The sequence below is a fragment of the Planctomycetia bacterium genome (genome assembly GCA_016795155.1).
Classification (GTDB): Bacteria; Planctomycetota; Planctomycetia; order Gemmatales; family HRBIN36; genus JAEUIE01.
On sequence record JAEUIE010000062.1, the window covers coordinates 1 to 12,844 of the forward strand.

The 12,844-nt window shown below is 52.1% G+C and carries 9 protein-coding genes; 4 read left to right on the forward strand and 5 right to left on the reverse strand.

All coding sequences use genetic code 11. The annotated features are described in order from the left end of the window. The first annotated feature begins 346 nt into the window (after positions 1-346). Positions 347-5,134: a hypothetical protein gene (locus JNJ77_21315; GenBank protein ID MBL8825141.1), complete on the forward strand. Its 4,788-nt coding sequence runs from the start codon at positions 347-349 to the stop codon at positions 5,132-5,134. 94 nt (positions 5,135-5,228) lie between these two features. Here JNJ77_21315 and JNJ77_21320 read toward each other — a convergent pair whose 3' ends face one another. From JNJ77_21320 to xseA, 3 genes are read right to left on the reverse strand one after another with little or no spacing between them, the layout of a single operon-like run. Continuing rightward, complete coding sequence (locus JNJ77_21320; protein ID MBL8825142.1) at positions 5,229-6,134, reverse strand: polyprenyl synthetase family protein; 906 nt, start codon at positions 6,132-6,134, stop codon at positions 5,229-5,231. 6 nt (positions 6,135-6,140) lie between these two features. Next, positions 6,141-6,392 (reverse strand): exodeoxyribonuclease VII small subunit, encoded by a 252-nt coding sequence (gene xseB, locus JNJ77_21325; protein ID MBL8825143.1) that lies wholly within the window; start codon positions 6,390-6,392, stop codon positions 6,141-6,143. Positions 6,393-6,401: 9 nt separating this feature from the next. After that, the gene (xseA, locus tag JNJ77_21330) at positions 6,402-7,625 is read right to left on the reverse strand and encodes an exodeoxyribonuclease VII large subunit (protein ID MBL8825144.1); all 1,224 of its coding nucleotides are present in this window, start codon (positions 7,623-7,625) and stop codon (positions 6,402-6,404) included. A 102-nt stretch (positions 7,626-7,727) separates the two neighbouring features. On the opposite strand from xseA, the gene JNJ77_21335 reads away from it, so the two are divergent. Both JNJ77_21335 and JNJ77_21340 read left to right on the forward strand, forming a co-directional pair. Continuing rightward, positions 7,728-8,033, forward strand: coding sequence for a hypothetical protein (locus tag JNJ77_21335; protein MBL8825145.1), 306 nt, complete (start codon positions 7,728-7,730; stop codon positions 8,031-8,033). Then, the gene (locus JNJ77_21340) at positions 8,033-8,449 is read left to right on the forward strand and encodes a type II toxin-antitoxin system VapC family toxin (protein ID MBL8825146.1); all 417 of its coding nucleotides are present in this window, start codon (positions 8,033-8,035) and stop codon (positions 8,447-8,449) included. The genes JNJ77_21335 and JNJ77_21340 overlap by 1 nt, the downstream gene beginning before the upstream one ends. Here JNJ77_21340 and JNJ77_21345 read toward each other — a convergent pair. Together JNJ77_21345 and pruA are read right to left on the reverse strand one after the other, a co-directional pair. Continuing rightward, positions 8,441-8,776, reverse strand: a complete 336-nt coding sequence (locus tag JNJ77_21345) for a hypothetical protein (protein MBL8825147.1) — start codon at positions 8,774-8,776, stop codon at positions 8,441-8,443. The genes JNJ77_21340 and JNJ77_21345 overlap by 9 nt on opposite strands. Next, positions 8,773-11,847, reverse strand: coding sequence for an L-glutamate gamma-semialdehyde dehydrogenase (gene pruA / locus JNJ77_21350; GenBank protein ID MBL8825148.1), 3,075 nt, complete (start codon positions 11,845-11,847; stop codon positions 8,773-8,775). Before pruA ends, JNJ77_21345 begins: the two co-directional genes overlap by 4 nt. A gap of 118 nt (positions 11,848-11,965) precedes the next feature. Between pruA and JNJ77_21355 the strand changes: the two genes are divergently transcribed. Then, entirely contained in the window at positions 11,966-12,832 is an 867-nt protein-coding gene (locus tag JNJ77_21355; protein ID MBL8825149.1) for a serine/threonine protein kinase, read from the forward strand. Positions 12,833-12,844: the final 12 nt, after the last annotated feature.

The window sequence follows — 12,844 nt, forward strand, 5'->3', positions numbered from 1 at the left end:
CTCCCAACTGCCAGATTCTCTCGTCGCGTATCAACCCTCTCAACTGCCCGTGCTGGGCAGACGCTGCGATTTCGCCGCTTCGCCATGCCTCTCTCGCTTGCCAGACGATCTTGAGAAATACCGCGGGAAAACGCAGAAAAAGCGCCACTTGCCATTGACCGCCTTGTCAAAGCGGTTATCACCCTGACCCTTGAGTGGGGTTTCTGCGTACGTGTCCAACGGGGCCACTGGCTCGCCGGGGAACGCAACGGGACACCCAGTTTGCTCGGACCACAACTCCGCCTGGGGGAAGGCGACAGTTGCCGAGCGAAGGGAACCGGAAGGTTGGACACGAAAGGAGGCTGCAGTGATTCGGGCTAAATCCTTGGCATGGATCGGCGGAGTGGGCTTGCTGGGATTGACCCCGGCGGCAGTGTTCGCACAGGGGCTGCCCTTACCGCCTGCACCAGATAATACGGTGCCTGTACAAGTCGCGCCACCATCGGCTGATGTGGTGCAAACGGGCGGCGAGAGGTCAACTCGTCCTCGCGACATCCTCAAGGATGGCGTCGAGTATCATCGCAAGTTTGAATTTGAACTCGCGGATGTCTACCTCAAGAAAGCCCAGGAACTGCGCACCAGCCTCAGTGCTGCTGAGCAGAAGGAACTGGATACTTTTGTTCAGAATAATTCCAAAGCGCTGGCCATGCGCAAGCAAGGCCAGGAAATGATCAAGCGCGCCAGCGATTTCATCAATGCTGGCAAGTATCAGGAAGCTGATGCCTTGGTCAAAGGCCTGAAAGCCAACACCTATCTCTCCACGCAGGATCGTCAGAGCGTTGCAACGCTCAGCGATGCCTTGAGCAGATCAACAGGTTCTGTTGCCAATGCCAATCCTGTGGTTGTTGCCCAGCAACAGCCCAGCGTTACTCCTAAGGTTAACACTCCTGCTGACATGTTCGCTGCCGCCCAGGCTGCCTTCAAGCAGGGCAACTACGATGAAGCTCAAGCCTATGCTCTTAGCGCCAAGCAGGCAGGTTACAAGACTCGCTGGCCATGGGAACAGAATCCTGACAAGCTGATGAGCGAAATCGTTGTCGCTCGTTCACGTGCTGCCAAGTCTGGCACCATGACGGCCAGTGCTCCTGCAGACCAGAAGCAGGCTCAGGCCAAGCAGTTGTGCATGCAAGCAATGCAGGCTCTGCAAGCTGGCGATATCGTCACTGCCAAGAAGCTGACCAAGCAGGCGGAAGACCTCAAGGTCAACATGGCCTGGTTTGAAGATTACACTCCTGCCAAGCTGAATGAAGCCATTGCTCGTGCTGAACGGGCTGGTGCTGCCAGCACTAAGGTTGCCAGCAACGTTCCAAGCGATCCACGCGTTGCAGTCAAGGAAGCTCGTGTTGCTCTGGCTCAAGGCAACTTCGATCGCGCTCAGGAACTGTGCAATAGCGCTCGCCTGGCCAAGAAAGACTGGGGCCTCTTTGAAGACAATCCAGACAAGGTTCTGGCTGATGTCATGAAGAGCCGGGAAACTGTCAACGGCAAACGTGCTGGTGAACTCCTTGTTCAGGCTCGTCAGCATCTGAACACAGGCAATCTCGATGAAGCAGAAAAATGCTGTGCTCAATCGAAGATGCTCAAGAGTGAGTATGGCATGTTCGAGGACTTCGGTGGCGAACGTCCCGACAAGCTGATGGCTGAGATTCAGGCCAAGAAGGCAGTGGCAGTCAAGACTAAACCACTGGCTCCACTCAACGAAGTCGCCAAGACTCCAGATGTTAATTCCAAAGTGGTTGCCAGCAATATGACGGCTCCTGCTGTACCTCCAGTCAGCAAGCCGCCCGTCACGACGCCACCTGCTATGCCTCAGCAACCCGTTCCTCAGGTTGCAGCTAATAACGATTCAAAGGTCACTCAGGCTAACCGCCTGATGGCTGAAGCCCGTATGGACCTGAACAAGGGACAGTACGAGGCTGCTCTGCAGAAAGCTGCCACCGTCAAATCGATGGGTGTTGCCACAGCTGATAACCCCGACAGCATCCTGGCTGCAGTCAAAGCCATTGAAGCCACACGCGATGCCAAGGCTAATCCTGCCGTAGCTGATGTCAAGCGAACCAAGGCTCTGCAACTGCTGGCCAATGCCCGTGTGATGACCAAATCTGGTGATATCATGGGCGCCCGCAAGGCTGTCATGGAAGCCAAGGCGCTGGGTGTTGTCTATCAACAGGGCGATGAACTGCCTGAAACCATGCTGGCTGATCTTCAAGTCAAGGCTCGTCAGCAGGTGGATACCTACACTAAAGCTGCTGAGACTCTGGCTCAGCGAGGCAGAACAGGTGAAGCTCAGCAGTATCGCAATTACGTCACCAACCTGGCCATGACCTTTAATGTGCCTGCCCCTCAAATGGGCAACACTACCACAGTGCCTGGCACATTGACTGTCCCTGCTGCAACGGATGTTGCCAGCCAGGGTAAGAAACTCTGCAGCGACATTGAACAGTGCGTCCGCGAAGGACAACTAGTTCAGGCTCGCAAGCTGGCCAATGCACTGTACGAAGGCCCTTACGGCATGAAGACCCAGGCTGGTCAGTACCTGGCACAGCTCGATGCTGCTGACATGAAAGCTGCCATCAAGACTTCTGAGCAGTACTACGACCTGGTCGTCAAGGCCATGAACCGCAAGGAATTTGATCTGGCTAAGAGCTATGCCGAAAAAATCGACCGCAAACTGCTCGATGAAGCCAAGAGCAAACATCTGAACGAACTCCTCTCCAGCCCTGTGTTCCAGACTGAAAAAAGTCTGATCCAGATGGCAGGCGGAGTGCAGGATGTTCCCAATAAAGCCAGTGGTCAGAGTGCCTTGCTCGACGATGTCCGCAAGAAGCACGAAATTGAATCCCAGCGATTGAATGAACTCAAGAATACGAGCATTGCTCGTGCTCAGAAACTGTCCCAGCAGGGCAACTTCGATGGCGCCATTGTTGAACTGAAGAGCACGCTGGAAACCGTCAAGAAAGCCGATGTCGATGTTCCCAAGGCAGCTGAAATGGCTCGCCAGCTCGAGTTCAAGCTCAAGAACTATGAACGAGTCAACGAACAGGTTGCCTTCGAACGCGAAGCTCGCGAGAAGCTGGATTCCAAACAGAATGCCAAGCTCCGCAAGGTCGCTGACGAGGAAAACCGCCGTAACCAGGTCACTTCACTGATGACCGAGTACAGGAACTTCATGAAGGAAGGCAAGTTTGCCGAGGCGGAAGCCCGTGCAGAACGTGCCCTGGCTATTGATCCTGACAACGTCGCCATCGACGCTGCCCGTGAACAGGCCAGGACGATTCGTAATCTTTCAGAAGAAAAACGCATTGTTCGTACCGGACAGGATCAGTTCGTACGTGCAATGGATGACTTAGGCAGTAAAGCCGTGGTAAGTGATGATAATCCTGTTCAGTTCACCCCTGACTTCCAGTCAAAGTCCATGGGACGTATTCAAAAAGTCGTGGAACGCATGAACCGCGACAAGAAGGACGAACTGCCCAGTAACAGCAAGTTGTATTCCAATGTAAGCGTCGACTTCCGCAATAAGCCTCTGGTGGAAGTGGTTGATGAACTGCGAACTCTCAGCCAGACCAACATGCTGATTGAAGCTTTCGCCCTGGAATATGCTGGCATCGATCCCAAGATGCCCATCTCTGTGACACTGAACAACGTGCCACTGAAGACAGTTCTGAACGCTGTACTCAGCAACGCACAGTTGACCTACTACGTCAAGGATGGTGTGATCAACATCACCACCAGGGAAGCCCGTTCCAGCCATAAAATACGCCGCAGCTATGCGGTGCACGATATCATCGTCCCACGCGATGACATGGCGAATCTGCCTAACCTGAACAATCAGCAGGCAGTACCGGTTTCCACCACAGGTGTAAGTGATTTCAATGCCTTCGCTGGCCAGGGTGGCAATCGGGATAGCTACAACCCACCCGCGCAGAATCTCAACGGCGCTCAGTTGCAGCCTCGCCGTACAGGCCAGACGCTGGAAAAGCAGTTGATTCATCTCATCACCAGCAGTATCGAACCGGAAAGCTGGAAGGGTTCTGCTTCTGGTGGTACAGGCACCATTGAATACTATCCCATGGGTATGACTCTGGTGGTTTCTCAATCTTCCGACATACAGGAACAGATTGATGAACTGATCAAGCGTCTCCGTGAGCTGCAGGAAGTGCAGATCACCGTCGAAGTCCGTATCCTCACGCTGACGGATGATTTCTTCGAACGCATGGGTGTGGACTTCAATGTCTCCATACCGGACAAGCAGACCCAGTTTGATCAGCAGGTGGCTTCTGCCAACTTCGCCCCCAACGGCATGCTCAATTATCCTGATCATACCAGTGGTGTGGTGGTGGGTCTGACTCCTGCCGGTAACTTTACCAACAATCTGAACATCCCCATCTCCAATGACAGCTACCGTGCAGCTCGTCTGCCTACCGGTTTCGCTGGAATCGGTGCTCCGGGACAAACAGGTGGTCTGGATGTGGGTGTAGCGTTCCTCAGCAGTATCCAGGTGTTCCTGGTGATGGAAGCTGTTCAGGGTGATATCCGCAACAGTACGCTGCAGGCACCTAAGATCACCATGTTCAATGGGCAGGCTGCCTCGATCAGCACTGTCCAACAGGAACTGTTCGTGACTGCAGTCACTGCTACGCCTAATTTCTTCAACGGTATTCCAGTGTTCACTCCTGTTCAACAGGCGTTCAATTCTGGAATCACGCTGACAGTTCAGGCGGTTGTTACCAACGACCGTCGATATGTGCAGTTGACCATGCAGCCTGTCATTCAGCGTGTGACAGATGGTTCAAGAGTCTTTAATGCTGTGGCAGGCATTAGCGTACAACAGCCTGTTACAGAAACCATTACCCTGGCAACTACGGTCATGGTGCCTGATGGCGGTACGATTCTTGTTGGTGGATTGAAAACGATGCGTGAACAACGCCGCGAATTCGGTCCTCCTATCCTCAGCAAGATTCCATATGTCAATCGCCTATTCCGCAATCAGTCATATGGTAAGTCAGCTAACTCACTGATGTTCATGGTGACTCCACGCATCATCATCAATGAAGAAGAGGAAGAAAAGATCGGTAACACCTTTGTTCAGTAAGCTGAACAGAACCTGATAATTTGAAAGCCGGTAACTGAAAGTTACCGGCTTTTTTCGTGTCGTGGGTCACGATTGTATCGTGACAATTCACACTTTAACGATCTCTCTCTACCACAAACCGCAGCACCTCACGCAAGACAGCAGCCCGTTCCCCCAGTTGATCCACTGCCATCATTCCCCGTTCGTAAGCTGCTTGCAACTCTTGTCTGGTTCTTTCAATTCCCAAGAGTCCCGGATACGTCAGCTTGCCCTTGTCCGCATCCTTCTGAGTCGCTTTCCCCAGTTGTTCAGGCTGGCTTTGTACGTCGAGCAGATCGTCAGTAATCTGAAATGCCAAGCCCAGCGATTCTGCAAACCGGTTCAAATGAGCCAGTTTTTCGGAGTCGTATTTTCCCTGCCAGGCTGTAAGTGCCCCCAGCCGAACCGATACTCGCAACAGTGCCCCAGTCTTTCGCTCGTGGATTGACTGCAATTGTTGTAATGAACCCGCTTTGCCTTCCTGCAGGATGTCATCCATCTGCCCACCGATCATGCCAGTAAGGCCCGCAGCCTGGGACAACTCTTTGATGCAGTTCCGCGAAAGTTCAGACGAAGCCACTTCTTCAGCAAGCACCTGAAACGCGAGTGTCAGCAGGGCATCACCCGTCAGGATGGCCGTCGCTTCATCAAACTGCTTATGACAGGTGGGCCGGCCTCGCCGAAGGTCATCATCATCCATTGCAGGTAGATCATCATGGATGAGCGAATAGTTATGAATCATCTCCACCGCTGCTGCCGCTGGCAATGCTGTGATTCGTGTTCCGCCCATGGCTTCGCAGGTCATCAGCACCAGGGCAGGTCGGATGCGTTTGCCTGGCGCCAGCAGACAATACCGTATCGATTCGATCAATCGCTTCTGTACAACTTGCTGCTGTTCCAGTCGATCCACGTAAGCCGTCAGCCAGAAATCTATCTCGATCTGGAGTGTTTTCAGATATTGTGGAAACGAATCTACAGTCATGGCGACCTACATCCTGGAATCTGGATCGGAAAGGAAAGGTTCCAGGATTGGCTTGCCGGTTTCATCCGTACCAGTCAGTTTGATGATCTTCGCTTCACCAGTCTTCAGCAAGCCATGACAATGCTTAATCAGGCCGATGCCATCCTCATAAGCTTTCAGCGAATCCGCCAGAGGCAACTGGCCCGTTTCCATGCGGCGAACCAGTTCTTCCAGCTTGCCAATGGCATCTTCGAATGTGGTGTTTTTTTTGATTTCCATGCTGCTATCTTATTCCCTGCTGATGACCGTGCTTCTGATTTTTCCCTGATGAAGGACAGTTTCCAGTGTTTCCCCCGGCTCAACCTCATTACTCCGACTGACAGTATCGCCGTTTTCCAGTTTACGGGTCAGGCTGTAGCCTCGTGAGAGTACCTGTAGTGGAGACAAGGCTGCCAGCATCGATGCTTGCCGAGCCAGGTCTTTCTGCAGCTGAACCAGCCTCGTTGTCGTAGCTCGCACCAGTCGTTCGTTCCAATCGTCCACATTTTCCCTTGCATCGGTCAGTTGCTGCATAGGACGCGCAAACAGGCGATGTTGACGCAATCGCTGAAGTCTTTCCCATTCCCAGCGTAACTGATCCACGGTGTTGTGTCGCAAGGTTCGATAGAGTGCTGTCAGCCGCTCATGCCAATCTGATCTTGATGGAACAGCAAGGCCTGCTGCAGCGGTAGGTGTGGGGGCACGCAAGTCCGCCACCATATCTGCAATCGTCGTATCAGGCTCGTGGCCTATGCCGGTAATGATGGGAATGCTTGAACGATGGATGGCTTCAGCCAGCACTTCTTCGTTGAAAGCCCAGAGGTCTTCCAAACTGCCACCACCACGGGCGAGGATGAGCAGATCGGGCTGCGGATCAAGGCTGTTGAGCCGAGTAATAGTCTTGGCGATGTTTCCCGCTGCAGTTTCACCTTGCACAGGCACCGGCACCACCCAGATTTCTGTCAGCGCCCAGCGTTCCCGGATAATGCGTAACATATCCCGCAGCACAGCCCCGCTTTCGCTGGTGACCAGCCCCAACCGCTTGGGAAATGTTGGAATGGGCTTCTTGTGTTCGGGGCTAAACCACCCCTTGGCTTCGAGCTTTTCGTACAGTTGCCTGAACGCCAGTTCGAGTGGCCCGATGCCTTGCGGCACTATCGAGGAGGCAATCAGCGAGCATTCGCCGTACGGCGCATAGAAATCGAGCTGTCCTTTTACGATGATGGTCAAGCCATTCTTCATCTCGAACTTGAGACGCTTGACCGAGCTTGACCACATCTTGCACTTAAGCGTGGCAGAAGCATCTTTGATCGAAAAGTAATAGTGCCCGCTGATATGCTTGTTGAGGTTGGTCACTTCGCCAATGACCGAAACATCGGCATAGGTTTCGTTCAACAGATCCCGCAGTTCGCCTGTAATCTGGCTGACAGTGACCGGAGCATCGGTGAAGAGGGTGGGTTGCTTGGTTGGCATGGAAGTATGGTACGGATATCGCTTGCATATTTGAGATGGAATTGGTGTATACTAATATTGGCTGAGGCATGTATGTTTGACAGACGTTCTTGGAGCAGAGTGATGGAAATTCCAGTGCTGGTAGAACCTATCGCGGGGAGCAAGATCCGCTTTCGCGCCAAATCAGGGGAGCCTTGGGTAGTCAGCGCTGAAGGGGATACCGTGGACGAAGCGGTTTCTCACGTGCAGAGCATGGTGCGAGCCCGACTGGCAGCAGGCGCACGTATGATGATGATTCCCATCGATGAAAGCAGCAACCCCTGGGTGGAAATGGCGGGTACGTTGCCTAACAATGCCCTTACCCGATCATGGAAACAGTCGATGAAAGAATATCGAGATGAGGTCAATTGTCGGGAGTCATTGGATTAATGCTCTATTTGCTGGACACCGATACGTTAACGCTCTTGGCAGATGGGCATCCACGTGTTAAGCATCACGTCAAACAACATTCACCAACTGACCTTTGCATCTCAGTGATCAGTGTCGAAGAGCAATTGACTGGCTGGTATTCAGAAATCCGCCGTGCCAAAACCAAGTCAGATGTTGCCGAAGCTTATCTTCATCTGCAGCATACAACTCACTTCCTGGGTAGAATTAACATCATGCCTTATACGGAAAAGGCCATTGACCGATGGAATGATTTGCGGAAAGCCAAACTCAACGTCGGCTCCATGGATTTGAAAATTGCAGCAATTGCATTGGAACATCAAGCCGTGGTTGTTACCCGAAATCTCAGAGACTTCAAACGAGTGACTGGTCTTGAATTAGAAGATTGGTCAGTTTGAAAGGCAGGACTGAATCTTATCCACCATAGCTTTTGCATGGTCTGCACTCATATCAACTGGATCTCCAAAAACCGTGACACAAATCACTTGGACTGCCCCGTTGTCATTCCAGACATCAGCGCGCTGATAAGCTTCGATTGCTTTGGAATTCAGTTGCGTAAGGATTGATTGAAGAAATGCCCTAGTCACTCCAAGTCTTGTTCGGAACTCTGAGTCATCAATATGGACACCATTGCAAACTTCGTTCAAGGCATTGGAGATGCCCTTGAGTTCATCTCTGCCAAGGGAAAGCAGTAGACAATCACTTGTTTGAAGAACTTTATTCATAGATTTTTTCTGGTTGTGGTGACCAACTCCCCCTTCTCCACACTCGGCGCAAACCCATGCCGCATCGTATTCTCGGTAATGCAACGCGGATTGACAAACTGCAGCAAGTAATCAGGCCCGCCGGCTTTGGAGCCGATGCCGCTCATCTTGAAGCCGCCAAAGGGTTGGCGATCAACGATGGCGCCAGTGATCTTGCGATTGATGTAAAGGTTGCCAACACGGAATTCGCGACGAATGCGGGCGATGTTGGCTGGGCTGCGTGAGAAGAGACCGCCGGTCAGTGCGTACTCGGTACCGTTGGCGATCTTGAGCGCCTCGTCTATGTCTTTGGCCTTGATGATGGCAAGGACAGGTCCGAAGATTTCTTCTTGTGCAATCTTGGCGTTTGCAGGCACATCGGCAAAGATATGTGGCCCGACAAAGTAACCCTGTTCAGCCAGGTTGCCAATGTCGGTGGCATGCACCAGTCGGGCTTCTTGTTTGCCTATTTCAATGTACTTCAGAATCCGCTGTCGGCTTTCGTCATCGATCACCGGGCCAACGAAACTGCCTGGCTCTTCCGCAGGCATCACCCGAATCGCCTTGGCTGCTTCCACCAGGCGATTGAGGAAAGTGTCATAGACCGACTGCAGCACAATCACGCGTGACGCAGCAGAGCACTTCTGCCCCTGGAATCCGAAGGCTGCAGCCAGCGTGCCTGCCACTGCCTGATCGAGATCAGCATCATCATCAACAATGATGGCATTCTTGCCACCCATTTCCGTAATCACCTTCTTCACAAAAGGCTGGCCTGGAGGTGTCTCAGCAGCCTGGCGATTGATCATTAACCCGACGGCTCGTGAACCGGTAAAGACAATCAGTGCCACTTCAGGATGACTGACTAGCACAGGCCCAATCTCTTCACCAACACCGGGTAGATAGTGCAATACATCTTTAGGTACACCAGCTTCATGCAGAATGTTAACCATGTGTGCTGCGATGACTGACGTTTGTTCCGCAGGCTTGTAGATCACCGGGTTGCCAGTGACCAGTGCTGCCACGGTCATGCCACATGGAATGGCCAGCGGGAAATTCCACGGGCCAATAACCGTGGTAACTCCACGTGGCTCGTAGAAATATTCATTCTCTTCGCCCATCAGATCGCGACGTTGTGGCTTGGCCAGCTTGCGCATCTCGGCTGCATAATAGCGGCAGAAATCAATCGCTTCACACAGTTCACCATCAGCCTCCCGCCATTGCTTTCCTGCTTCCAGAATAAACCAGGCACAGAGTTCGAAGCGACGTTCGTGCATCAGGTCTGCCGCTCGATCCATGATGGCACAACGTTCTTCAACAGAAGTATCACGCCAGGCGGCAAAGGCTTTACTGGCAGCAGCCACCGCTTGCTTCGCTTGTTCTGGCGATGCCTTGGCAACCTTGCCAACAACTTGAGAGGTGTTCCCCGGATTCAGGGAAGCAATAGTCTCTTTGGTTTCAATCGCTTTGCCTGCAATGAGTAGAGGGTAAGTCTTTCCCAGTTGCGTTTTCACGCGGGCGAGTGCTTCCCGTTGCTTTGCTCGGCCTGCTTCCTGGCTGAAATCTATCGGGGCTTCGTTTTTGAACATGGGGTCAACATTCTTGGGGGATGAGTTAGTCGAAGGAGTCACATGATGATTTTGCAATGATGCACCATAGTCTGCAGGATTCTGAAGAAGTTCCGATTCGGAAACATGCTCGATGAAGCTGGCCCGCAGGAAGGACTGGTTCGCGGTGTTCTCCAGAAGTCGGCGAACAAGGTAAGCCATACCCGGCAATAGTTGGCCGTAAGGTGTATACACCCGAACCCGGTGCCCCATTTCCACCAGAGCATCCTTGATCTGATCTGCCATGCCATACAGCAATTGAAACTCAATGCACTGCTTGGGCAGACCGAGCGTGTCAGCTACCGCCAGTGCGTGCGAAATGCTGCGGATGTTATGGCTGCCAAAAGCAGGGCGAAGAAGTTGATAGTTTTCGAGCAGAAACCGTGTCTGCTTCTCGTAATTGACATCGCTTTCCCACTTGTTCATGAAGACCGGCGGTTCCCAGTCATTCTGATCTGCGATGGCTGTTTCGTAATCCCAATAAGCGCCTTTCACCAGTCGCACCCAGAACGGTGTGCCTCGCCGCTGGGAAAAATCACGCAGTCGAGCCAGGTCTTCCGTGCATGATTTCAGATATGCCTGTATTGCAATTCCAACATGAGGCCAGTTGCGGAATTCCGGTTCATTGAACACTTCTTCGAAGATGCGTAGCGTGGTTTCCTTATAGGAAAACTGCTCCATATCAATGTTAACGAATGCACCACGATCACGAATCATTCGCAGGATAGGCAGCAGCCTGACTTTCACTGCCGCTGCAGATGCATCCGGATCAATCGGATCAAACTGGCTGTACAGACTCGAAATCTTGATGGAGATATTGACCTTGGGCATTGGCCCCAGGTGATCGCAATCCATTTGTGGATCGGTTCGCCATTGTGCAGCGTTGGTTAACCCTTCCACCAGTTCCAGGTATTGATGCTGGTAATGATCCGCCTCAGCTTCGGTCAGCACCGCTTCACCAAGCAAATCAATCGTGAAGGCACAATCCTTCTTGCGAAGTGCTTCAATAGCCACGAGGGCTTCAGGAACATTGCTCCCGGCTATGAACCGTTTGGCCAGGCGAATAGCATTGGTCTTGGCAGTGCTGGCAACCAACCCGGCAATGGGTCCACGCTTGGGGAGTACATTCAGCCCCCAACGGGCCACCATGGGTAAACGGTGCTTGGCCAGGCCGAAGTATTCCTTGACATGCTGCACGATATTGGCATTGGATCCCAACAACGCTGGCAACACATCAATAAACCGGAAGAGCTGGACTTTCACCAGTTCATCTTCCATGCTCCACGCCATGAGCTGGTCGTCAAACCATTTCGGTGAAAACACCGTGGGCTTGCCGCCTTCGAGCCTGGCAAAGAGATCCTGGCCGATGCGCCGGGTCAGGCGTTCTTCAGTTACATGTTCCTGGGCTTGCTTCGTGTATCGAGCAACACCAGCTTGGAGGAGAGGCATTACTGGTCCTGGTTGAAAATCTTGATGTTCTGCGAAATTGCCGCCTCACAGCATTACTCTGATTTGTTATAATCCCCTATCGCATCGACTGCCAATTGCTTCTGCCGGATTCCCGATAATGTCTGAAAAAATTGGTACATTTCAGGTACTGAACAAATTGGGGGTAGGCGCTCACAGTTCGATTCTGCAAATACGACGAAACAGCGATGGCCGACAATATGCCCTTAAAATCGTTAAGATCGAATCAGAAGACGATTTGAAATTCCTCGATCAGGCAGAACATGAATTTGAAGTAGCCAAAAAACTCGATCACCCCAACCTGATCAAAATACATGCTCTGGAAAAACAGAAATCGTTTGGTTTCTTCGGCGGTGTCAAGGAAGTCAAGCAACTCATCGAGTTTGTCAATGGTAAGACACTCGACCAGTTTAAAATCATTCCACCGCCCGTTCAGTTACAGATTTTCCGGGATATCGCCTCAGCACTTGAGATGATGCATCGCCGCAACATCTGCCATGGTGATATCAAACCTAACAACATCATGCTCAGTCGCAGTGGTCAGGTGAAAGTCATTGATTATGGCCTGGCTTGGATTAAAGGGCAGGATAAACATCGTATCCAGGGCACGCCAGAATACATGGCTCCCGAACAAGTCAAAATGCAGGTCAGTGAAAAGTCTGACATGTTCAATTTCGGCGCTACCATGTACCGTTTGCTGACATGGCAACATATTCCACTGGTATTACCTCAAGGCGACAATTCTGTTCCCCTTGATGAGGATGGATGGAAACGGCATTACAAACCGGTAGCTGCACGCAATCCACAATGCATACCCGCCCTGGCGCAACTGGTTGACAGGTGCCTGGCTTATCGGTCCAGCCATCGTCCGGAAAACATGCATGAGGTACATCAGAATCTGCAACTTCTGGTTTCCAAACATGTTCTTAACGAAGATGATCAACTTTCCTGCTGGGAATGGCCGTGATCGATTTTAGAT